The 21,298-nt window shown below is 72.2% G+C and carries 18 protein-coding genes and 1 pseudogene; 4 read left to right on the top strand and 15 right to left on the bottom strand.

Features of this window, described 5'->3' with window-relative positions; genetic code table 11:
* Positions 1-399: 399 nt before the first annotated feature.
* Positions 400-1,059: an NAD(P)-binding domain-containing protein gene (locus OHA65_RS38195; RefSeq protein ID WP_329316958.1), complete on the bottom strand. Its 660-nt coding sequence runs from the start codon at positions 1,057-1,059 to the stop codon at positions 400-402.
* A 57-nt stretch (positions 1,060-1,116) separates the two neighbouring features.
* Positions 1,117-1,929, bottom strand: a complete 813-nt coding sequence (locus OHA65_RS38190; RefSeq protein ID WP_331735481.1) for an inositol monophosphatase family protein — start codon at positions 1,927-1,929, stop codon at positions 1,117-1,119.
* Between the two features lie 115 nt (positions 1,930-2,044).
* Between OHA65_RS38190 and OHA65_RS38185 the strand changes: the two genes are divergently transcribed.
* Positions 2,045-2,989, top strand: coding sequence for a LysR family transcriptional regulator (locus OHA65_RS38185; RefSeq protein ID WP_331735360.1), 945 nt, complete (start codon positions 2,045-2,047; stop codon positions 2,987-2,989).
* A gap of 376 nt (positions 2,990-3,365) precedes the next feature.
* Here OHA65_RS38185 and OHA65_RS38180 read toward each other — a convergent pair whose 3' ends face one another.
* Positions 3,366-4,202: a helix-turn-helix transcriptional regulator gene (locus OHA65_RS38180; protein ID WP_329316953.1), complete on the bottom strand. Its 837-nt coding sequence runs from the start codon at positions 4,200-4,202 to the stop codon at positions 3,366-3,368.
* Between the two features lie 103 nt (positions 4,203-4,305).
* On the opposite strand from OHA65_RS38180, the gene OHA65_RS38175 reads away from it, so the two are divergent.
* Positions 4,306-5,016, top strand: coding sequence for an SDR family NAD(P)-dependent oxidoreductase (locus tag OHA65_RS38175; RefSeq protein ID WP_329316951.1), 711 nt, complete (start codon positions 4,306-4,308; stop codon positions 5,014-5,016).
* Between the two features lie 244 nt (positions 5,017-5,260).
* A pseudogene (locus OHA65_RS38170) lies at positions 5,261-5,392 on the top strand (IS630 family transposase); the annotation flags it as partial.
* 149 nt (positions 5,393-5,541) lie between these two features.
* Here the strand turns inward: OHA65_RS38170 and ligA are convergent.
* Entirely contained in the window at positions 5,542-7,590 is a 2,049-nt protein-coding gene (gene ligA / locus OHA65_RS38165) for an NAD-dependent DNA ligase LigA (protein ID WP_329316949.1), read from the bottom strand.
* A gap of 289 nt (positions 7,591-7,879) precedes the next feature.
* Between ligA and OHA65_RS38160 the strand changes: the two genes are divergently transcribed.
* Positions 7,880-8,221 carry a HopJ type III effector protein gene (locus tag OHA65_RS38160; protein ID WP_327286433.1) on the top strand — a complete coding sequence of 114 codons (342 nt, stop codon included), beginning with the start codon at positions 7,880-7,882 and terminating at the stop codon, positions 8,219-8,221.
* Between the two features lie 207 nt (positions 8,222-8,428).
* On the opposite strand, the gene OHA65_RS38155 is transcribed toward OHA65_RS38160, so the two are convergent.
* The 11 genes from OHA65_RS38155 to OHA65_RS38105 all read right to left on the bottom strand — a co-directional run bounded on the left by OHA65_RS38155 (position 8,429) and on the right by OHA65_RS38105 (position 21,280).
* On the bottom strand, positions 8,429-10,285 hold the full coding sequence (locus tag OHA65_RS38155; protein ID WP_327286432.1) for a transglycosylase domain-containing protein: 1,857 nt from the start codon (positions 10,283-10,285) through the stop codon (positions 8,429-8,431).
* Between the two features lie 546 nt (positions 10,286-10,831).
* Positions 10,832-11,200, bottom strand: a complete 369-nt coding sequence (locus OHA65_RS38150; RefSeq protein ID WP_327286431.1) for a hypothetical protein — start codon at positions 11,198-11,200, stop codon at positions 10,832-10,834.
* Between the two features lie 858 nt (positions 11,201-12,058).
* Positions 12,059-12,637 carry a flavin reductase family protein gene (locus OHA65_RS38145; protein WP_327286430.1) on the bottom strand — a complete coding sequence of 193 codons (579 nt, stop codon included), beginning with the start codon at positions 12,635-12,637 and terminating at the stop codon, positions 12,059-12,061.
* Positions 12,638-12,756: 119 nt separating this feature from the next.
* The gene (locus tag OHA65_RS38140; RefSeq protein ID WP_327286429.1) at positions 12,757-13,497 is read right to left on the bottom strand and encodes an amino acid racemase; all 741 of its coding nucleotides are present in this window, start codon (positions 13,495-13,497) and stop codon (positions 12,757-12,759) included.
* Positions 13,494-14,684 (bottom strand): DapH/DapD/GlmU-related protein, encoded by a 1,191-nt coding sequence (locus OHA65_RS38135; protein ID WP_327286428.1) that lies wholly within the window; start codon positions 14,682-14,684, stop codon positions 13,494-13,496. The genes OHA65_RS38140 and OHA65_RS38135 overlap by 4 nt, the downstream gene beginning before the upstream one ends.
* A 1-nt stretch (position 14,685) precedes the next feature.
* The gene (locus tag OHA65_RS38130) at positions 14,686-15,879 is read right to left on the bottom strand and encodes a methyltransferase domain-containing protein (RefSeq protein ID WP_327286427.1); all 1,194 of its coding nucleotides are present in this window, start codon (positions 15,877-15,879) and stop codon (positions 14,686-14,688) included.
* Positions 15,876-16,655, bottom strand: coding sequence for a class I SAM-dependent methyltransferase (locus tag OHA65_RS38125; RefSeq protein ID WP_327286426.1), 780 nt, complete (start codon positions 16,653-16,655; stop codon positions 15,876-15,878). The genes OHA65_RS38130 and OHA65_RS38125 overlap by 4 nt, the downstream gene beginning before the upstream one ends.
* The gene (locus tag OHA65_RS38120; RefSeq protein WP_327286561.1) at positions 16,652-17,434 is read right to left on the bottom strand and encodes a YggS family pyridoxal phosphate-dependent enzyme; all 783 of its coding nucleotides are present in this window, start codon (positions 17,432-17,434) and stop codon (positions 16,652-16,654) included. Before OHA65_RS38120 ends, OHA65_RS38125 begins: the two co-directional genes overlap by 4 nt.
* Complete coding sequence (locus OHA65_RS38115) at positions 17,434-18,645, bottom strand: pyridoxal phosphate-dependent aminotransferase (RefSeq protein ID WP_327286425.1); 1,212 nt, start codon at positions 18,643-18,645, stop codon at positions 17,434-17,436. The genes OHA65_RS38120 and OHA65_RS38115 overlap by 1 nt, the downstream gene beginning before the upstream one ends.
* Positions 18,642-19,862: an acyl-CoA dehydrogenase family protein gene (locus tag OHA65_RS38110; RefSeq protein WP_331736409.1), complete on the bottom strand. Its 1,221-nt coding sequence runs from the start codon at positions 19,860-19,862 to the stop codon at positions 18,642-18,644. Before OHA65_RS38110 ends, OHA65_RS38115 begins: the two co-directional genes overlap by 4 nt.
* The gene (locus OHA65_RS38105) at positions 19,859-21,280 is read right to left on the bottom strand and encodes a UDP binding domain-containing protein (RefSeq protein WP_331730181.1); all 1,422 of its coding nucleotides are present in this window, start codon (positions 21,278-21,280) and stop codon (positions 19,859-19,861) included. Before OHA65_RS38105 ends, OHA65_RS38110 begins: the two co-directional genes overlap by 4 nt.
* Positions 21,281-21,298: the final 18 nt, after the last annotated feature.

Raw genomic sequence — 21,298 nt, 5'->3', positions numbered from 1 at the left:
AGTTCCGCACCTGAATTTGCCCATGTTCCTGCCTTCCCCCTGACGGGTGCAACGAGATGAGCGGGAAATCTGGCACGAATATGACAGTGCAGCATGTCGAAGTCATAGGGGATGCGCATCGATTCAACCCCTACTGATTAATTATCGTTTCATCATGCTGTAAAGGCTGTTCCGGTTGAGGCGGGCGTTGCCCCGTGATAAACGGTCGTGCAGTCGGGCGCCACCGAACGCGGCTCGATCGACACCGTTGTCCCTCGGTGTGCCGCAGGATCCGTCTCGGATCCTTGGGACGACGGCTGGGTGAGAGCCTCTTGAGCGCACGGAGGCGTAGTCGAAGCCCGGGCCGCCGAGGTGGGCAGCGAACACAGGCCACGGGCCCGCTGCCGGCCATGTGGTAATTCATCGGGCGAGGGAGACGGCGAAGGGCTTGAAGCCGTTTCGGCGCAGGATGTGCGGCACGACCAGGATCATGGCCTCAGTGGCGCGGGCTGTGGTGACGTCCCCCAGGTCCTCGATCCATGCAGGTCGCCAGCCCAAGTCGCCGAGCAGGCCGGTGACGGTCTCCTTCGCCTCCTCGTCGTCGCCCGAGACATAAACGGTCGGTGGCGTGGCCAGGAGGTCGGGGGCGGTCATCACCATGAACAGCATGGTGTTCAGCGTCTTGACCACGCGGGTGTCGGGCAGGGCGGCCTGGAGCCGCTCGGCGAGGCTGCTGCCTGGGTAGCACAGGTCGCCGGGCAAACCATCGACGTCGTGGGTGGCGTTGGCGACGTCGATGAGGATCTTCCCGGCGAGCTCAGTGCGCAGGCCGGTGAGACGGTCCAGAGCACTGTCGCCGGGCGTCGCGTTGATCACGATTTCCGATGTGCGGGCGGCGGTGCGCTGGTCAGCGTGGGAGATGCGGGAGTCGACGTCGCGGGTGGGTCCGGCGAGTCGCTCCGGGGCGGACTGCTCCGCCTGGCTGCGGTGGCCGAGGATGACGTGGTGCCCGGTCGCGGCGAGCTTGGCGGCGAGGTTGGTGCCGACGCGGCCGGTGCCCAGGATGCCGATGCTGGTCATGAGGTGGTGCTCCTTGCGGGGTAGGGCGGGAGGAAGGGAAACGGGGTCGCCGCGCGGTCAGGCGATCGGCGACAGGATGTCGAGGGCGGCGGCGTGGATGCCGGGGGCGGCGGCCAGGAAGTCGCGGCTGCCCGTGTTCCAGGGCTCGCCCGCCAGGTCGGTGACGGTGCCTCCGGCTTCGGACACCAGCAGCGCGCCGGCCACCAGGCCGGAGCGGACGTCGGAGAACTGGTAGAAGGCGTCCGTGCGTCCGGCGGCGACGTGGATGAGCTGCATCGTGGCGGGAACGGACAGCCGCACGACGAGTCCGCCCGTGAGCATGGCGGTGACCGACTCGCCGATCTTCCGGTAGGTGTCCGTGTCCTCGCCGGGCTTGGCCTGGCCGGTGCCGACGAGCGCGGCGCCCATATCGGTCTTGGCGGACGCCTTCAGGGGCCGGCCGCCCAGGCGGGCACCGCCGCCGGCGACAGCGGTGTAGGTGTCGCCGGTCAACGGCAGATGGACGACGGTGAGCACCGGCTGGTTGTCGCGGACCAGCGTGGCGGTGACCGCCCAGTCCTCCATGCCGTGGACGTGGTTGATGTTGCCCTCGGCGGGGTCGACGACCCACCACTCCCCGGGCGGGAGCGCGCCGCCGGCCAGCTCGTCCTCGGCCCAACGCGATCCGGCCCGGGCCCGCAACAGGGGTTCCCGCAGTACGTCCAGCACCGCGCCGTCGTTCGCGTGGATCTCGGCGACGACCTCGTCCAGGCTCACGCCCCGGGCGTGCGGGCTGTAGCGCTCGCGCAGGGTGACGCCGGCGGTCTCCACCGCGGCTGTCACGTCGCCCAAGAGCGTCGTGCCGGCGGCAAAAGGCATGGCTGTGCTCATGGTGGGCTCCCTGGGTTCGATGTCTGCGTGCGGCTTGTCCCGCGCCCGCACTTCGAAGGTAGATCTCCAGATCATTAACAACAAGTGCATGCTATTCACTTATAGACTTACTGCCATGCAACTGGATCTGAACCTGCTCACGGCCCTGGACGCCCTGCTGGAAGAGGGCAGCGTCGCCGGCGCCGCAGCACGCCTCCACGTGACCGCACCGGCGATGAGCCGCTCCCTGGGCCGCATCCGCAAAGCCACCGGTGACCAGATCCTGGTCCGCACCGGCCGCAGCATGGTCCCCACCACCCGCGCGCTGGCCATGCGCGCCCAGGTCCACGCCCTCGTACAGCAGGCCCACCACCTTCTGTCCGCGCAGCAGGAACTCGACCTGGCGGCTCTGGACCGGGTGTTCACCGTGCGCTGGCACGACGCCCTGACCGCAGCCTGCGGCACCGCCCTGATCACCGCCGTCCACCGCCGGGCCCCCGGCGTCCGGCTGCGCCTGTCGGCCGAACCCGGGACGGACGACGCCGAGCTGCGCCGGGGTGAGGTCGACCTCGAATCGAGCTCCAGCGCTCCGACGCTCCCCGACATCCGCCACCGCCACGTCGGCAGCGACCGACTGGTCGTCGCCGTCCGACCAGGCCACCCCCTCACCGAAGGCCCGCTGAGCATCGAGCGCTACGCAGCCGCCGAACACCTCACCGTTTCGCGACGCGGAAGCCTGCGCGACGCGATCGACGACGCCCTGACCACCCGCGGCCTCGAACGACGCGTCGTCGCCGCCGGTCCCACCGCCGCCTTCGCACTGCAACTCGCCCTCGACACGGACCTGGTCGTCACCCTCCCCGACGCGGTCACCCGCACAGCCCGGGAACAACTCGGCCTCGCCACACTGCCGCCGCCACTCCCACTGCCCGACGTCCCCCTGTACCTGGTGTGGCACCAGCGCTACGACGACGACCGCGCCCACACCTGGCTGCGAGACCTGGCCACCGAAACCGTCCAGGCACTCTTCGCACCACCGACCGCCTCACCACAGCCCCTCACCAACCGGACCGGGCCGTGACCGATACGCCCGGGGAAAGGCCCCGCGGCAGCTGACTCCCGTTTCGGCCAGTCGCCGCGAATGGCCGAAACGGCACCTCACCACCCCGGGAAGCCAACGCCTGCACCACCCCCGGCCGTTGCGCAGCGGAGCGACACCTGCCGACGCCTCACACCCGGCCTGTCGGCCCCACCGCCATGGACAGCCGGCAGGGCTCCCCTTCACGGGCGGTTGTAGTGCACGAGGAGACTGCGGACCGCCGAACCACCGCCGAACCACTGGTGCCCAAGGCGGCCGCCGCCTTCTGCACCGACACCAGGCTGCCCAACTCATCCGACAAAGGGCCGTTCCCAGCCGCCGCGACGGTCCCTACACGACGGCAAAACACGACCGACCGTCAGGCCTGGCTGCCCATGGCGGAGAGGAGGTCGAACTGGGCAGCCGTTCCGGTTCCCGCCGGCGCGGAGAGGACGGCGATGCGCAGGTCGTTTCCGGGGGTGGTGAGGGTGTCGCAGTCGACGGTGACGGGCCCGAGGTCGGGATGGTGGACGGTCTTGCTGTCAGAGGTGTGGAAGCCGACGGTGTGGGAGTCCCACCCGTCGTTGAAGCGGACGCTGGCGCGGCGCAGGTCGGTGATCAGTGATCTGAGCGGCTTGTCCTCGGGGTAGCGGGCGGCGGTGGAGCGCAGGTCGGAGACGAGTGCGGTCTCGAAGCGCATCTGCTGGTCGTGGGTGTGGGTGACGCGGGTGGCCCGGTCGGTGAAGTGCCGCCAGGCGATGTTGGCCTCGCGGCCGCGCCACGGGGAGGGGTCGCCGACGAGGGCGGCCCACAGCGGGTTCCAGGAGATGAGGTTCCAGGCGGCGTCGTGGACGCTGAGCGGGGTGGCGCGCAGCTGGTCGAGGAGGCGCTGGACGCTGGGCGGGATGTGGGCGGAGATCTGGCCGGTGGCGGTCGGAGCCTGGCCAGCGAGCAGATGGAGGTGGTCGCGTTCGGTGCCTGTCAGGCGCAAGGCGCGGGAGAGGGCGGCCAGCACTTGAGGGGAGGGTGAGGTGGCGCGGCCTCGTTCGAGGCGGGTGACGTAGTCGACGGAGAGGCCGGCGAGCTGTGCGAGTTCTTCGCGCCGCAGCCCAGGTGCGCGGCGGACACCGCCGAGTGGGAGGCCGAGGTCCTGGGGGCTGGTGCGGTCGCGCCAGTGGCGCAGGGCCTGACCTAGGCCTGCGGGGTCGTCGTTCACGCATCCATTGTCCGTCGTGTCTGCGGGAACAGCCTGGTACTGGCCGACCCCCTGCTGGAGAGGGCTCTCCCTCGGTGTCTCCGTATGGCGCAGGCTGACTGCCATGACAACAGTCACTGTGATCACCGGGGCCAACAAGGGCCTCGGGTACGAAACGGCCCGCCGTCTGATCGAGCAGGGTCACACCGTCTATGCCGGCGCCCGAGACGCTCATCGCTGCGAGCGGGCCGCCAAGGCCCTCGGAGCCCGGCCGCTGCTGATCGACATCACCGACGACGCGTCCGTGGCCGCTGCCGCTGCCCTGGTCCAGGCCGAGGCGGGGCGGGTAGACGTGCTCGTCAATAACGCGGGCATCGCCGGACCGCCCGCGCCCGTTGGCGAGCTGACCGCGGCCGACCTGCAGCGGGTGTTCGACACCAACGTCTTCGGCGCGGTGCGCACCACACGCGCGTTCCTGCCCCTGTTGCAGGAGGCTGCCCGGCCCGCGATCGTGAACGTCTCCAGCAGCCTGGGCTCACTGGCGATCAACGCCGCCCCGGCCGCCCACACCGGCATCCTCACCGCGTGGGCACCGCTGCTGGCCTACAACTCCTCCAAGGCCGCCCTGAACATGCTGACAGTCGTTTATGCGCAGGCGTTCCCACAGATCAGCGTCACCTCCGTCGACCCCGGCTTCACCGCGACCGACCTCAACGGCCACCAGGGCACCCAGAGCGTAGAAGAAGGCGCCGCTGTGATCGTCACGGCTGCCACCGCCGGCTCCGGCGCGCCGAGCCCTGCCTTCACCGGCGCCACCGGCCCGGTGCCCTGGTGACCCGTCAGGGAAGCACAGGAACGCCTCGGCGGTGCGGTGGTCCGTCCCCTGGCCAGCACCGTGCGGCTGGTCCCTCCGGGTCCGGGTGGGGCCGGTACGGCTCGGCGGCATCGTCGAGCAGGTGCAGGCACGCTTCGTAGAGCGGGGTCTCCTTCCAACGCACGAAGACCTGGAAGGAGTCCCCCGACCCGGACTTCGACGCCAAACTGGCCAGGATCGAGTACGCGATCAACCAGCGGCCGGACCGCACGTTCGCGTCCAGACCCGGGCCCTGCACGCCTACCTGCGCTGGCGCAACCAGAATGCCCGCCACCCCGACGTCCTGGCCGCCCAACGACGTGAACGAGTCCGCGTCCGCAGTTCTTCCGTGACCAGATCGTCAAGCGTTCGCTGCCCTGACCCCAGTTCGCCCTCAAGCAATCCCACGGCCATGTCCATCGACAGTCTCCGCGTCATGCCCGACCTCCTCGTCCACCGCAGCCGGGCTCAGCGTACTGACCTCGGTGAACCTTCCCGGTCAGAGCACTAGCTGGTGGGGAGGAGGTCGGCGACGAGGACGGCGAATTCCTCGGGGTCGAGGATGCGGATGCCCAGTTCTTCGGCCTTGGTGCGCTTGGAGCCGGCCTTCTCGCCCGCCACCAGGAGGGTGGTGCGCTTGGACACCGACGAGGCTGCCTTTCCGCCGGCCCGCTCGATCAGCTCGTTCATCTCGTTCCGGGACAACACGGCAAGGGGGCCGGTCATGGAGCCGGTTACCACGACGGCCTGTCCGGCCAGCGGTCCGCCCGCCGGGTCCTCGCCGTCGTTCGCCTCGGTCGCGGGCTTTTGCGGCTCGGTGACCTGCGTGCCGACCTGCTGGGCCTGGAGCTTGTCGAGGAGCGGGGCGAGTTCGACGAGTTCGGCCACGATGACCCGGGCCTTCTCCGTGCCGATGCCGTCGACCCCGGCCAGCGTGTCCGCGTCGGCGGCCCGGATCGCGGCCATCGAGCCGAAGTGCGCGGCGATCCGGCGGGACATCGTGCGCCCGGTGCCGCGGACACCGAGGGCGCAGAACACGCGGCTCAATGCGGCTCCGCGGGCGGTCTCGATCGCGGCCAGGAGGTTGGTGGCGCTGGTCTCGCCCATCCGCTCCAGACCGAGGAGCTGCTCGCGGGTCAGCGTGAACAGGTCGGCGACGTCCTTGACCAGACCGGCCTCCACCAGCTGGATCGCGCGCGTGCCGCCGAGACCTTCGATGTCGAGCTGGTCCCGGCCAGCCGCGTAGATCACCGAGGCCACGACCTGACAGCTCCGGCCGCGCACGCACCGCCACCGCTGCTCGGAGGTGTCGATCGCGTCGCCACAGCGGGGGCAGGCCTCGGGGAAGACGATCGGGCTCTCGGCGCCGGTGCGCTGGTCGTCCAGCGGTGCCTCGACCCGGGGGATCACGTCGCCGGCCCGGTACACGAACACCTGGTCGCCGATCATGAGCCCGCGACGTGTGATATCGGACGGATTGTGAAGCGTGGCGTAGGTGACCGTCACCCCGTCGATGACCACGGGCTCCAGGACAGCGCGCGGGGCGATGATCCCGGTCCGGCCGACGTTCCACTCCACCGCCAGAAGGCGCGTCACCTTGTGTTCGGCCGCCAGTTTTCGGGCCACCGCCCACCTCGGGGCGCGCGAGCCGTTGCCGGCCTGCCGCTGGTCCTCGGCCGTGTCGGCCTTGACGACGACACCGTCGATCCCGAACGGCAGGTCTCCGCGCAGGCCTGCGATCACGTCGATGCGTTGCTGCACCTGCTCCACGGTCTCGCACCGCATCGGGGCGGCGGCCGTGCTGGCGGCCGTGTTCGCGCCGAGCGCGGCCAGGTTCTCCAGCAGAGCGACGTGGCCGAGGTCGTCCAGGCCGATCGCGCTGTAGGCGAAGAAGGTCAACTCGATCCGGTAGGGGCGGTCCTTGGCCCGCAGGGTGCCGGCCGCTCCGCTGCGCGGGTGCGCGAAGGGCGTGGCCTCGTGGGCGAGCCGGATCCGGTTGGCCTCCTCGAACTGCGCGGTCGTCAGCAGCACCTCGCCGCGCAACTCGACGTCGATCGGCCCGGTGAGTACCGGCGGCAGACCGAGGACGGCGTCGGCGGCGTGGGTGATGTCCTCGCCGGCCAAGCCGTCGCCGCGGGTGAGGACCTGAACGAGCCGACCACCCCGGTACCGGGCGGCCACCGCGAGGCCGTCGAGCTTCGGCTCCACACACCACCCGGCAACGGGGTGCCCGAGACGCCGTTCCAGCCCTGCGGCCCACTCGGCGAGCTCATCGGCGTCGAAGACGTTGTCGAGGGAGAGCATCGGCACCGAGTGCGGCACGTCACCCTGCACAGCTCCGCCCGCCACCTTCCCGGTCGGCGACTCGGCAAGCACCTCGTCCGGGTGGGCCTCCTCGTAGGCCGCGATGGCGCGCAGCAGCCCGTCGTACTCGTCGTCACCGAGCGGGGTGGTCCCGTCGCCGTAGTATGCGGCCGACGCCGCCACGGCGGTGGTCACGGCCTCCACGTAGGCAGCAGGAGAGAGCAGGGCACTGTTTTCGGTCATGAAGGTCATCATCCCGCCCCGCACTGACAACGCCCCCGCCCGACCCCGCCTTGCCACCGCAACCGAGCCGCCCTGACACCGGGCGGGACCGGCAACGGCCTGCTGATCAGCACCGTCCTCCCGGTCGATCGCCCGGACCGAAACGGGTCTCGGGCGGGTCTCACAGTCGCGCATCGTGACCTGCGGAGATGCCGCTCGTTCCGACATGTGGCGCGATTCTTACGGCTGGCCTCAAGGGGGCTATCGTCGTCCGGTCACGGGCGGCAATCGGATCGTCTGTCCAACCCAGGGGAACCGCATGACTGATCTGAACCCGCTGCGGGCAAGCCTTGCGTCAGGTGAGCACGAGTTCGCCGACACCTTGGCCTTCGTCGCCGCCCATTACGAGTACCAGCCGCAGGCGTTCCGCAACGGGGAACTGGCAAATGCCGCAGGTGAGAACGAGGGCTCCTGCAAGACGCTGGGACTGGCCCTGCTGGAAGGGCTGAGCGATCAGGAAGTGTTGCTGGCGTTCGGTGAGCACTATCGCAATGTGCTGGCAACGCCGAACGACACTGATCACGGCAACATTCGCAACCTCATGGCCCATGGCCTGGCAGGGGTGAGCTTCGCCGGGCCACCGCTGGCCCGCAAGGGCTGAACAGCCACGGCACCGGCAGCGGGGTGCGTCCGGCCTTCTCGGCGCGCGCCCGGGCTACGGCGAGCGCGTACGACGAGCTGCTCGCACGCTGCCGCCCCACCTCCTCGCGAAGGCGGAGCGTCTCGGCCTGCCCGCGCACAGGCGGTGCGGGTCGCCGCCGGTGTGCCTCATCGTTCTTCTGCACGCGCGTCCCGCACTACGAGACCGTCACGGGCGGTTCTGGGGGACGTCCGCCGGGTGCGGCGCAGGTACCGCCGCCGCGTCGTAGGCCTTCCAGATCAGCGGCGGGAAGGCGCTGCCCCGCTCGGAATCGGGGCCGCCCACACCCTGCATGGGCAGCAGTTGCGGGACGTCGGGCTTCGTACGGAACATCGCGACCGAAGTGCTCAGGCCCGGCGTCGCACCGATGAACCAGGCCGAGTTCATACGGTCGTTCGGACCGGTCTTTCCCGCCCAGGACGGGGCGGTCGGCTGCCCGTTCGGCGGTCCGACGGTGCTCCCGCTCACCTGGCGGAGCGCGTCGCCGACGATCGAGGCCACCTCGGAGCTCATGGCCCGCCGCGGTTTGGGTCGGCCCAAGCCGTCCACCGCGACGCCGCTGCGCTCGACCTTGGACACCGAGTAGGGTTCGGTGGCCCGGCCCTCGTTGACGAAGGTCGTATAGGCGCTCGCCAGCCGGACGGCGCTGGGGGTGGAGGTACCGATGGAGAAGGTCGGCTCCAGCTTGGCCATGCTCTCCTCACGCAGTCCCGACGCGACCGCGAGTTCTTTGACCTTCTTCAACCCGATCTTCTTGCCGACCTCCACGAACGGCGTGTGGTCCGAGTCCACCAGGGCCGAGTGGAGGTTCGCGGATGCCATGGGCGCCCGTACCGGCGTGGGCTTCAGGGGCTCCGGGGCAGGGCTCTGGGCGGAGTGATCCCTGCCTTCGCGCTCCTCCTCCAGAGCGGCGGCGTACACGAAGGGTTTGAACGCCGAGGCCGCAGGGACGCCTGAGGTGTCCGCGTTGTTGGTGAAGTGCTCGATCGCATCGGAGCCACCGTAGACCGCGACGATCGCTCCGTCCTCGGGGCGTACCGAGGCGGCGCCGACCTGCACGTATTCGTCGTCCGCGCGCTTCTTCGGGTCCAGTCGGTCCGCCCGTACCTGCTCGACGGCCTTGGTCAGCGCGAGCACCTTGTCCTTCTCGAAGGTGGTGTGAACGCTGTAGCCGCCACTGGCCAGATCCTTGCCCGTGATCCCGCTACGGCTTTTGAGGTACTTGTTGGCGATGTCGACGAGGTAGCCGATCTGCCCGGCCTGGCTGGTCGGCTTGACGGGAGGCTTCGGCTCGGGGAATTCCGTGTACTTCGCGCGTTCCTCGGCGCTCATCGAACCCGTGTCGACCTGACGGTCCAGAATCCAGCTCCAGCGGTCCTCCGCGCGTTGATGGTTGTCGGCGCTGAGGGACGGGTCAAAGCTCTCCGCGCCTTTGAGGACAGCGGCCAGGAGCGCGCCCTGACTGGGGTTCAGCTCCTTGGCGGGGATGCCGTAGTACGCGTACGAGGCTGCCTGGACGCCGTACGCGTCGCGGCCGAACCAGGACGTGTTGAGGTACCCCTCAAGAATCTCCGTCTTGGGCCGCTGGTTGCTGACCTTCAGGGAGAGGAAGAGTTCCTTGATCTTTCGCTGGACGGTTTGGTCCTGGCTCAGATAGGTGTTCTTCACGTACTGCTGGGTGATCGTCGAGCCGCCCTGGGTCTCCTCGCCCATGACGATGTTGACAGCCGCGCGGCCGATGCCCGTCACGGAGACGCCCGAGTCCCCGTAGAAATCCGCGTTCTCCGCCGCGATGACGGCGCGCTGGACGGAATCGGGCACCTGGGCGAGCTTCACGTCCTGCCGGTTCACATCGCCGACGCTCACCATCCGGCTGCCGTCCGCCCAGTAGTAGACGGTGGCCTGCCGGCGCGCGGAGTCGTGCGGGTCCGGGATCTGGACCTGCACGTAGACGGCGGCCAAGAGGCCGGCGAAGGCGCCGGCGAAGAGCAGGAACAAGCCGGAGGTCAGTTTCCAGGAGGGCATCCAGCGCCGCCAGCCCCGCCGGCCGTGCCTGGGGAAGTCGACGAGGCGGCGACGGGCCTTGCGGGCGGCCCTCCTACCGCTCTTCGCTCGGCCCGCACGGCGCCTTGTGCGCTTCGGACCTTCCGCCTGCTCCGGGCACTCCATGTCGTCCGGACTTCCGGCGCGATCCGCGCGGCGTTTGCGGGGCAGCCTCATGGGGGATGCCAACCTCCTCGATCGCGAGCCGTCACCTCGGGGGCGGTGACGGACTCGGCGGGGAAGATGATCAGATCGCGTTCGAGGTTGGGCGACTCATGAAATCTTCATACGCGCACGGGGGTTGGGGTGTCATGTCGTGCGGCGAGCCCGAGGTGGCGGATGGGCGACGGTCTGGCGGTCAAGCTCGGAGCGCAACGGGCGTCACCCCTGCTCGTCGGGCGGGTCGACGATCGGTTTGGCGGACCTGCGCCCAGCCTCTTCCCCGCACTCCGGGGTACGTTCGAAAGTGCGGGGTGCCGCCCGGCGCTCGGAGCGGTATCCGTACTCTGAGCGTCCGCCGCACTCCGGCTACTGGCTGTTGCCGGGGCCGGGAGTGCCCGGGACTGTCAGCCGGGCAGCGGCCGTATCCGGGGCGCCGAGCATGTGCAGGGCCCGGTGTTCGGCGCCGACCTGCGCGATCCCGGCACCGAGCAGCCCTGCGGCCGCCGCTTGCCTCATCGCCTCGCTGAGCTCATCGCAGCGGGCGCAGCCCGCAACCCATCCCGGCAGGAGATCGAGGTGGCGGGTGGCCACATGGCGCGCCAGCCTCGTCATTGCCGGACCGGGTGCGCCACGGCGGGGGTCGGGTTCCCCGGCACGGGCAGGCTGGTGCGCGCTCTGGCGCAGCCGGACGCATTCCGGACAGGTCACCGCCACGGCGGCCGGGTGGGCAGTCATACCTGTGAAGGTAGCGCCCGCAGGTCTCCGATGCCCGGCTCGGCACGGTTTCGGGGGCTGTCGGCTGCGCTGACACACACGTCGCCACTGCCGACGTGGACTGGTCGGCCGGTCGCCGGGCACCGGCCGTGCCGCAGGTGCTCGGTTCAGCCGGCGTGCAGGAGGTGCTGGGCACCGGCCGGCGGCGGCGCGGGCCCTCCGGCTGCGGTGTGCCGCGATGCCGTACTCGGCAGGGGCGCTCGCGGTCTTCCCCACGGCAGTTCTGGATGGCCCGGTCGAGGCGAGGGCGATGCGCGGGCGCGGGCGCGGATCACGGCGATGGTGTGGGTGCTCGTGCCCGGCCGGCTCGCCAGGAAGCCGGGACCGGCCCCCTCCGCACGTTCCTTCAGGCACCTGGCGCTTGTGCCGGACGGGACCAGCCCAGATGGCAGCGCCGTCTGGACAGACCGGTGAGGGGCACCCCCAGGATCGCCTCGGCAGTGGTGCGGTGGACCGGCGGCTGCCGGTCCACGGACAGGCACCACAGGAGACGACGCACGAGGGTGGCCGAAACCCCTGAGACCGCTGGGGTGTCACCGGCCGACAGCCCGGCATCGCGCAGCACGAAGGCACGCGCCACGGCCTCGGAAGCCGGGATCCTGTCGGGACGCCCCGCCCGGAGGTCCCGGTCACGCCCGGCCCGGTCACGCCTGGCCCGGTCACGCCGGGCCGCAGCCCTGCACTCGGGGCCGCGTGCATCCGTGCCTGCGCAGGAAGGGCTGCCGTGGTGGACGCGTGGGCCTACCGGCCGCGCACCCGCGCCCTTGGACACCGTTCGGGGGCCGGCCGCGTGCGCAGCCCACTCCAGCCCGTCATCTCTTACGGTCCGGCGCACGCTGTGGTGTGCAGGCGTCCGGCGAAGCTGAGCATGGGGGTGTCGCGGGCGTGCGCACCGGCGGTGACTTCGGCGAGCAGGAGGTCGTGGTCCCCCACCTGGTGGCGGTCGAGCAGCCGGCAGGACAGGTGCGAGAGGGAGCCGTCGAGGAGCGGGGCGCCGCTGAGCGGGTCGGTGGTCCATGCGAGTCCCGCGAATTGGGCGTCGCCCGACGGGCGTTCGGGGTCCGCGAACCGGCCGGCGACGTCGCCCTGGCCGGCGGCGAGCACGCTGACGGAGAACGTGCCGGCGGCGAGCGCCAGTCGGGTGAACGTGGACGTGCGGCGCAGGCACACGCCGAGGATCAGCGGCTCGCGGGAGACGGCGACCATGGAGCTGGCGGTGGTGCCGTGCCGGGCACCCGCACCGCCGTCGACGGTCAGAACGGTCACGCCGGAGGCGAGCCGGCGCAGCGCCTTGCGGGCCGCGTCCGGGTCCTCGTAGCGCGGCTGGCCCCACCGGCCGGTGTGCTGGGGCCGGACGCTGAGGGTGGCCGGCGATGCGGCCGGGTTCTCGATGTTCATGTGCCTTCCGGTGACTGTGCTGTTTCGGCGACAGGCGCCCGTGTACGAAGGGCGAACCGGGGCGCCGGGCCGGTCCGACCGTGGAGTCCACCGGAGCGCGGGATCCGGGGCCTGCACGTTCAGGGGGTGGCGGCCGGTGCGCCGGGGCGTCCCGTCAGGGAAGCCGTGACCAGTGCCTGGACGTGCACGTCCACGGTGTCGACGATCTCCGGTGAGACGCGTTCGGAGGGCGGGACGAGCAGGCCGAGTTCGGTGCAGGCGAGGATGAAGCCGTCCACTCCGTCGCGCCGCAGCCGCTCCCGCAGCTGCGTGAACGCGGACGCCGCCGCGTCGCTCACGGTGCCCCGGCACAGTTCGTCGTAGATGATGCGGTCGACGAGCCGCTGGTCCCCGGGGGCGGGCAGGACCGGTTCGACTCCCCGGGCTGCCAGCGCGCCGGTGAACAGCCCTCCCTGTGAGGTGAACCGGGTGCCGAGGACCGCCGCCCGGGTCATGCCGCGGCTGCGGGTGGCCTCCGCCGTGACCTCGACGATGTCGATCAGGGGCAGGTCGCAGGCGACGCGCACGGCGCCGGAGACGCGGTGCATGGTGTTGCAGGCGATGGCCAGCATGTCCGCGCCCGCTGCCGCGAGCCGCCGGGCTCCCTCGGCGAGCAGCTCGCCGGCTCCCTCCCAGTCCTCGGCCAGTTGCCGGCGCTCCACCTCGGCGTAGTCCTGCGACCAGATGACCATGCGGGCCGAGTGGGACCCGCCGAGGACCTTCCCGACGCCTTCGTTGACGGCCCGGTAGTAGGTGAGGGTGGACGGCCAGCTCATTCCGCCGAGCAGGCCGATGACCGCCGGTTCGTCGGCAGGGGTCATGCCGCGGCCCTCCTGAGCCTGGCGAAGGCCTCGGGCTCGATCGAGCTGAAGGACCGGTCGTCCCCGCACGGCACGGCATGGCGCCGCAACTGGTCGCGGAGGTCCTCGATGACGGGTGAGGTGTGGCCGCGCAGACGTCCCGAGCGCACCTCGAACACGGCGACGGAGCCCTGGGGCCGGTGCTCGGCCGCGCGGTCGCCGAGGACGAGGACCGCGAGTGCCTCGCCGGGCGGCGGGGTTGCCGGCCAGGGGTCGTCCGGCGCGAGGAGGACGACCCGGGTGCGGTGCGAGCCGTCCGCGAGGCTGACGGTCAGCGGGCCCGGGGCCCCGGGCCGCTCCTGCCACTCGACCGGGCAGCCCTTCCAGACGAGTTCGGTGCGCCAGCCCCGCAGTACGCCGAGGACAGCTTCACGGGCCCGGTCGTCGCCGACGGGCCGCAAGTCGAGGGACTTCTTCACCCGGGCGGGGACGCCGCCGGCGAGGACACCGGCGGGGAGGGGTGCGGTGACGACGGACCCCGCGGCGACGACGGTCGCCTCGCCGACGTGGGCGCCGGGAAGCACGGTCACGTGGTAGCCGAGCCATGCGTCGCGTGCGATGCGGACGGGGGCGTAGGCGGGCTCGGTGCCGTTGAGCGGGCCGTGCCCGAAGTGGTAGCCGTGGGTCCATATGGCCAGGTAGGAGCCGGTGCCGACACCGTCGCCCAGGGTGATCTCGTGGTTCGCGTTGAGGATGGTGTGCTGGCCGATCGTGACCCGGTCTCCGATGCGGACCCGGGCCGTCGAGGTCGTGGTCCCGCCGTAGCCGACGCGCGCGCCGTCGCCGAAGTAGAACAGCCGGCCCGCCGTGAAGTCCCGGCACAGCACCTGCACGTCGGGGGCGATGCGGGCGGCGCCGCCCACCGCGAACCGCTCCGCGACGAGCACGCGTACGCGGGGGCCGATCTCGGTGCCGGTGCCCAGACGCAGTGTGGCGGCCCGCAAGTCGCAGTCGGGGCCGATGACCGTGCCGTCGCCGATCACGACGTCGTCGCCCACGATGGTGGTGCCGGCGCCGATCCTCACGCCCTCGCCGACGGTCAGCCGCCCGGCGTGGATGCGTACGCCCGGACCCGTGCGGCAGGAGTCCGGCAGCCGCTCGGCGTCCACGAGGGGCAGGGCGGGGGACGGCAAGATGGTGGAGGTCATGTCAGAGCCAGCTTTCGGGGAGGTCCAGGAGTACGCGTCGGCGGGCGAACGAGTCGACGTCGGGATCGGAACCGGCGAGTCCCGCGCGGCCCGCGGCCAGGGTCGCCCGGGGAGGCCGCGTCAGATCGCGCAGATAGGGCCAGCCGTCGGTGAACTCGCGGGCGAACTTCTCGTCGGGCCAACGGGGCCCGGTGTCGGTCAGCAGCGGATTGAGTCTGAGCGGGCGCCCCGGCACGACCCCCGTGAGCCGTCCGGGGACCGCAGCGTCCCCGGACGTGCGGCAGGCGAAGGCCAGCGCGGCCGCGTCGCGCAGTTCCTCACCGCGCACCGGCGCCGGCGTACGTTCCTGCAGCGCCGCGTCAGTGAGGACCTCGTCGTCGTAGCAGCGGTCGGGGGAGAGCGCGGCCAGGTACGCGTCGGTGGGCAGCGGGTGGCCCGCGGAGTAGTTGTCGCGCGAGGCGTTGTGGACGTGGCCCAGCAGTACCGGACCGGTGCCGCTGACGCGGAGCAGCTCCGCCAGGACGTGCTGCTTGTCGCGGAAGTAGTGGAAGCTGTCGTGGCTGAGGGCCGCTCCGGCGGCGCCGTCCGCGAGCGGGAAGGCGCCTTCGGCGTCGAAGCAGACCAGGTGCGCGGTGGGGGCGCAGAAGGTCCGGGCGAGCCACAGGTGGGAGAAGACCAGGTCGGAGCCGATGGCGGGGCCCGAGCGGTCCGTCCAGGTGCGCAGGAGGTGCCCGGCCCCGCAGCCGATCTCGAAGAGGGTGGCGCCGGTCGGGACGTGCGCGTCCAGCAGGGCGAGGCCGCTCAGGTACGTCGGCTGGCACCAGCGGTGCAGGAAGTAGGGGGCCAGGCCTCCGTAACCGAGCCCGTCCATGGCCGCCTTGGCGGTCGTGGCGCCGGCGGCCACGGCGAGCGCCGAGACGGGATCGGCCGCCGGAACCGTGTCGTCCTTGCGGTCGCACAGCAGCAGGGCGAGGGCCCGGTCGAGGTCGCCCGCTCGGATGGCGTCGATCGTGCGTGCGCGCAGCAGGTCGCGTCCGGTGCGCAGGTACGGGATGCCGTCCAGGCAGGGCCACAGCGATTCGCCGTCGGTGAGGACGTACGGCTCGGCCCAGGTGAGCGGGCCCCCCGTCGTGGGGCTGCGCAGCAGTGCGAGGAACGGCTCGGCCGGGGAAGCGGCTGGCCGGCGGGGGCTCATACGGTGATCTCCAGCAGGGCGAAGGGGAGGAGCAGGCCGCCTCCGTTGGTCAGCACGGGTGCGCCGTCCAAGGTCGCGCGGCGTGTGCTGAGCGGGTCGTTCGGGGACCGCGGGACGCTCGTCGGCGGCTGGTAGTCGTGGAAGCGGTGGCGCAGTCCCCGTGCGGCGAGGTGGTCCGCGAACGCGGCGCGGGAGTGCACGTTCCAGCCGGGGAGCCAGGCGCCGTCCCCCTCTCCGTCGGCTTGGCGCAGGCGGACCAGGACATCGACGGGGTGCGGGTTGAACGGGCCGAACAGCATGGCGCGTCCGCCGGGTTCGACCAGGTCGAGGACGTGGTCGAGCCACGGGTCGAGGGAGTCGAAGTGGCTGTGCAGGGTGAGGAGGGTGACCGCGCTGTACCGCTGCGCGGGCAGGGTCTCGGCCCGGCCGACGTCGCCCAGGGCGAAGGAAGCCCGCGGAACGTGGCGTGCTGCGTGCTCGACGAGGGCGGGCAGTACGTCGATTCCGGTGAGGCGGGCGCGCGGGTACCGGCCCGCCAGATGGTGCAGGAAGGCGCCGTTGGCGCATCCGATGTCCAGGACGGAGGCGCCCGGGCGGTCCAGGACCTCGCGCAGGTGGTGCGCGACGAAGGGGAAGTAGGGCCGTTGGTGTTCGGCGGGCGGGCGTTCCAGGTACCGCAGGTCCAGGGCCCGGGTTCCGGTGCCCGCGGGCGGCAGCGCGGTGTCCAGGGGTGGCAGCGCGGGGGCGGGGGGCACCGGGTTCAGGGGACGGTTCATGCGGCACCGTCCTGCGGCGTGCCCGGTGTACGGGGAGTCGCCGGGTAGGTGCGGGCCCCGAGGAGGGCGGAGCCCACCCGCAGGTGGGTCGCTCCGGCCGCGACGGCCGCTTCCAGATCGCCGCTCATGCCGGCCGAGATGACGGTGGCCCGCGGATGGTCCGCCCGCAGCCGGGTGGCGAGCGAGGCCAGCCGGGCGAACGCCTGCGGGGCCGGCACGGCGAGCGGGGCGACCGCCATGACTCCGGCCAGCCGCAGGCCCGGGGCATCGGCGACCGCGTCGGCGAGGGCGGCGAGCCCCTCGGCCGGCACGCCGCCGCGCCGCGGGTCTGCGTCGAGGCTCACCTGGAGCAGGCACGACACGGTCCGGCCGGCGTTCACGGCTCCCCGGGAGAGGGCCGTCACCAGCGTGGGACGGTCCACCGAGTGGACGAAGTCGGCGTAACGGGCCACCGACGCCGCCTTGTTGCGCTGCAGCGTGCCGACGAAGTGCCACTGCGGCGGCACCGCGAGGTCGGCCAGGTCGGCGAGGTCGGCGGCCTTGGCGGCCGCCTCACGGTCGTGGTTCTCGCCCAGGTGCCCGACACCGAGCCCGCACAGCAAGCGGGCGTCCGAGGCGGGCCGGGTCTTGGTGACGGCCACCAGGGTGATGTCACGCGGATCGCGGCCGGATTCGGCCGCCGCGGCCTCGATGCGGGCGGTCACGGCCCTCAGGGCGGCTTCCAGTTCGGCCCGGCGCAGGGCGGCGGGGATGGCGGTGGGCCGGTCGGCCGTTGTGATCACGCGATCTTCTCTTCCGTACGGAGGGTGGATGCAGGGCGGCTGCCGGGCAGGACGCTGAGCCTTCTCACCGCCTCGTCGAGCACGGCCCGCTGTTTGCAGAAGGTGAACCGGACGTAGGGACGGCCCGCGTCGGGATCGGTGTAGAAGACCTGGTTCGGAATGGCTGCGACACCGCAGCGGGCGGGCAGGGAGCGGCAGAATTCCAAGCCGTCCCGCTCGCCCAGCGGCCGGATGTCGGCCGTCACGAAGTAGGTGCCGCGCGGGGCGTGCGCGGTGAAGCCGGCGTCGTTCAGCCCGGCGACCAGGAGGTCCCGGCGGCGCCTCAGTGAGTCGCGCAGCTGGGTGAAGTGGGCGGAGGGCAGGCGCAGGGCATCGGCGACCGCGTGCTGGAAGGGGGTTCCGGAGCCGAACGACAGGTACTGCTTGACCGCGGTGACCGCTTCGACGAGATCCCGTGGGCCGGTGGCCCAGCCGACCTTCCACCCGGTGACGGAAAAGGTCTTGCCGGCCGATCCGATGGTCAGGGTCCGCTCCGCCATGCCGGGCAGGGCGGCGAGGGGCAGGTGCGGCGGCCCCTCGTACACGAGGTGTTCGTAGACCTCGTCGGAGATGACCAGCAGGTCGTGGGCCCGGGCCGTTTCCCCGATCTGCCGCAGGCTCTCGGGGGGTAGCACCGTTCCGGTGGGATTGTGCGGGGTGTTGAGGAGCAGGACCTTCGTCCGCGGGGTCACGGCGCGGCGCAGCGCGGCCGGGTCCAGCGTGAAGGCGGGCGGGTCGAGGCGGACGGGCACCAGCGTGGCCCCGGCCAGCGCGACGCATGCCGCGTAGGCGTCGTAGTACGGCTCCAGGACGACGACTTCGTCTCCCGGGCCGGTCAGCGCCAGTAGGGCCGCCGCCAGTGCTTCGGACGCTCCGGTGGTCACGACGACCTGCCGGGCGGGGTCCAGCTCGATCCCGTACCGGGCCCGCTGGTGGTCGGCGATGGCTTTGCGTAGTTCCGGCAGTCCGGGGACCGGCGGGTACTGGTGGTGTCCGGCCCGCAGGGCGGCGATCGCGGAGTCGACGACCGGCGCGGGTCCCGGGGTGTCCGGGAAGCCCTGGCCGAGGTTGATCGCACCGTGCAGGGCGGCGCGTTCGGACATTTCGGTGAAGACGGTGGGGCCGGTGTCCGCGAGGCGGACCCTGCGGCGCCGCCCGGGGCCCGTCACCGGGTACTCCGGGCGGCGTTCGTGGCGGCGTTGGTGGCGGCGTTGGTGACGGCGAGCATCCGTGCCCCCGTGGCGGCGCGGCTTTCCCCGGTCTGTGCCTGTACGAGGTGGAAGGAGGCCTCCGCCAGCAGCCGGGCCGGCAGTGAGCCGGCGGTGGTGCTCGCCCCGCCGCCGGCCGCGACGCAGGCGGTGGCGGCCCGGCCGGCCAGATCCAGGGCCGCCGCCCTGACGGCGAGCCGCTCGGTCGTCGCCTCGTGCGCCGGTACCTCGTCCATCAGCTGGTAGGCGGTGGTGCGCAGGGTGCTCGCCTCGGCGGCGATGCGCAGGCCCAGTTCGCCGTATTCGGGACCGCTCCCGGCCCCGGTCAGGCAGGCGGTGGCGGCGGCGATCGTGCCGAACACGCCGGGATTGACGTTCGGCCGGCGTGCGGCGTCGGCGCGCCGCCAGTCGGCTCCCGGGTGCAGGGCGACCAGCCGGTCGGGCGCGACGGCGACGCCGTCCAGGCGCGCCGACACCGTGCTGGTCGCCTCCATGCTCCACAGCCGGTGCGGGCGCACGTCGGTGAGCCCGGCCCGTTCGTCGCAGTCCAGCAGGGCGAACAGGATCCGGTCGTCGGGGGTGACCGCGCCCACGAGGACGACGTCGGCGAGCCCCCAGCCGGTCAGCCAGGCGAGGCGGCCGTGCAGCCGCCAGCCCTGCCCGTCACGGACGGCGGTGACGGCCGGCGGCCCGGGCCGGCGCAGGTGCGAGGTCGCCACGGCGGCGAGGACCCGGCCGTGGGTCATGGGTTCGAGCCAGCGCTCCCGGGTCGCCGGGACGGGTGAGGCCGCCACCTCGCGCAGCGGGTGGTGGTGCTGGGCGAAGACGCACCAGGTCGCGCCGTCCGCTGCGGCGATCGTTTCGGACACCGCACGCTGCACCTGCGCCGGGGTGTGCGGTCCGGCGGGCCGGTACACCGCGGTGCCCAGGGCGCCCGCCGCACCGAGGGCGTCCAGGTGGGAGCGCGGAACCCGGGACCGTGCGGTCGCGGCGGCGTCCGGGGCCAGCAGCGATCCGGCCAGCGCCCGGGTGCGGACGACCACGGGGTCGGTGAACGCGTCGGACGGCGGGCGCGCGGACTGCGGCAGTACGCCCGGCCGCGCGGGTGCGGCGTCCGGCCGCGCGGGTGCCGCGGGTGCCGCGGGTGCCGCGGGTGCCGTGGGGGTGGCGCCGGTCATCGGGGGTCCGCCGGTCCGCCGTCGCGGGCGGCCAGCCAGCCGCTGCCGCCGGCCCTGCTGTAGGAGATGTGGGCCGGCCACTCCCGGTCCGCCCAGACTCCGTGGTTGTCCAGCACCAGAAGGGGCTGCTCCCGGCGCTCGTCGAGCAGCGAGAGGTACGGCTCCCCGCGGAATTCCGGATGGTCGGGCACGACGAGGACGGTGGACGCCTCCCGGAAGGCCAGGGCCAGATCGGTGGCGGCCGTGCCGGGTCCGAGCAGGGTGTCGATCTCCTCGGCGCTGTACATCGGGTCGTGCACGCTGAACTCGGTTTCCAGCCGCCGCAGTTCCTCGGTGATCCGCACGGTGGGGCTGAGCGTGGCCACCTTGATGCCGCCCTTGTAGGCGACCCCGAGGACCAGTACCCGGCCCCGGGGCGCGACCGCCTCGGCGACGAGTCCGCGCATCCGCATGTCGGTGTCCACCGCCTCGCTGAGTAGGGACAGTGGTGTGGTGTCGGCCGCGCCCCGCAGGAGGTACCGGCTGGAGAGCGGGATGCAGTAGCCGCCGGTGCCGAAGCTCGGGTGGAAGGTCCCGATGTTCCACTTGGTGCCGGCGAGGCGCAGCACCTCCACCATGTCGACGTGCGGGTAGGCCAGGGTGAGCTGGTTGGCGAGGGTGATCTCCACGTGGCGGTAGGCGTTCTCGACGCACTTGACGAGTTCGCCCTCGATGTGGCTGGGCGCGCGGTGCAGGGTGTCGCACATCAGGCCCAGCACGTCACGGGCGGCGTCGGCGGAGCGCGCCGCGACGCCGCAGTAGATCCGGTCGAGGTCGCGCAGGCCGTACCCCTCGGCGAGGAACCAGTCGCGGCGCGGGGCCAGGGCAAGCAGCAGGTCGGTGTCGGGTTCGAGACCGGCCGAGGTGACGAGGGGGAGCAGCAGGTCCTCGACCGTGCCCGGGGTCAGCGTCGACTCGACGATCACCAGCGGCGGGCGGCCCGGTCGCCGGGCCGCGGTGTCGGCGACGATGGCGGCGAACACCTCGACCAGCGCCCCGGCGAAGGGTTCCGCCTCGCGTTCGGTGGGCACGGCGACGAAGTGCACGGCGACGTCGTCGGCCAGTGCGCGGGCCCGGTCCGAGGTCACCTGGGCGGCGGGGCCAGCCGGTCCGGACGCGACGGCGCGCCGCTCCTCGGCCCGGGCGGGGTCGATGTCGTACCCGACGACGGCGACGCCCTCGGCGCGGAGCGCTTCGACGGTGGACCATCCGATGTGGCCGAGGCCCCAGACACAGGCCGCGGTGTGCTGGGCCAGCAGGTCGGCCCGGTAATCGGGGCCAGGTGCGGGGACGATGGGCGCGGCCGTCCGCACGGGGACGGTGGGCGCGGCGGACGGTGCGGGCGGGGCCCAGGACGTCTCGGTGGTCAGTGCTGTCATGGCGGTGACTCCCTCGGT

It is taken from the genome of Streptomyces sp. NBC_00045 (assembly GCF_045041095.1).
Lineage (GTDB): Bacteria > Actinomycetota > Actinomycetes > Streptomycetales > Streptomycetaceae > Streptomyces.
The sequence above is the reverse complement of the archived record's forward strand: the minus strand, read 5'-3'. Positions and strand labels throughout refer to the sequence as shown.

Bases quoted from the DNA above. Each gene is read 5' to 3' on its own strand.
- OHA65_RS38195 (WP_329316958.1), bottom strand. From the start codon at position 1,059: ATGACCAGCATCGGCATCCTGGGCACCGGCCGCGTCGGCACCAACCTC.
- OHA65_RS38190 (WP_331735481.1), bottom strand. From the start codon at position 1,929: ATGAGCACAGCCATGCCTTTTGCCGCCGGCACGACGCTCTTGGGCGAC.
- OHA65_RS38185 (WP_331735360.1), top strand. From the start codon at position 2,045: ATGCAACTGGATCTGAACCTGCTCACGGCCCTGGACGCCCTGCTGGAA.
- OHA65_RS38175 (WP_329316951.1), top strand. From the start codon at position 4,306: ATGACAACAGTCACTGTGATCACCGGGGCCAACAAGGGCCTCGGGTAC.
- ligA (WP_329316949.1), bottom strand. From the start codon at position 7,590: ATGACCTTCATGACCGAAAACAGTGCCCTGCTCTCTCCTGCTGCCTAC.
- OHA65_RS38160 (WP_327286433.1), top strand. From the start codon at position 7,880: ATGACTGATCTGAACCCGCTGCGGGCAAGCCTTGCGTCAGGTGAGCAC.
- OHA65_RS38155 (WP_327286432.1), bottom strand. From the start codon at position 10,285: ATGCCCTCCTGGAAACTGACCTCCGGCTTGTTCCTGCTCTTCGCCGGC.
- OHA65_RS38150 (WP_327286431.1), bottom strand. From the start codon at position 11,200: ATGACTGCCCACCCGGCCGCCGTGGCGGTGACCTGTCCGGAATGCGTC.
- OHA65_RS38145 (WP_327286430.1), bottom strand. From the start codon at position 12,637: ATGAACATCGAGAACCCGGCCGCATCGCCGGCCACCCTCAGCGTCCGG.
- OHA65_RS38140 (WP_327286429.1), bottom strand. From the start codon at position 13,497: ATGACCCCTGCCGACGAACCGGCGGTCATCGGCCTGCTCGGCGGAATG.
- OHA65_RS38135 (WP_327286428.1), bottom strand. From the start codon at position 14,684: ATGACCTCCACCATCTTGCCGTCCCCCGCCCTGCCCCTCGTGGACGCC.
- OHA65_RS38130 (WP_327286427.1), bottom strand. From the start codon at position 15,879: ATGAGCCCCCGCCGGCCAGCCGCTTCCCCGGCCGAGCCGTTCCTCGCA.
- OHA65_RS38125 (WP_327286426.1), bottom strand. From the start codon at position 16,655: ATGAACCGTCCCCTGAACCCGGTGCCCCCCGCCCCCGCGCTGCCACCC.
- OHA65_RS38110 (WP_331736409.1), bottom strand. From the start codon at position 19,862: ATGACCGGCGCCACCCCCACGGCACCCGCGGCACCCGCGGCACCCGCG.
- OHA65_RS38105 (WP_331730181.1), bottom strand. From the start codon at position 21,280: ATGACAGCACTGACCACCGAGACGTCCTGGGCCCCGCCCGCACCGTCC.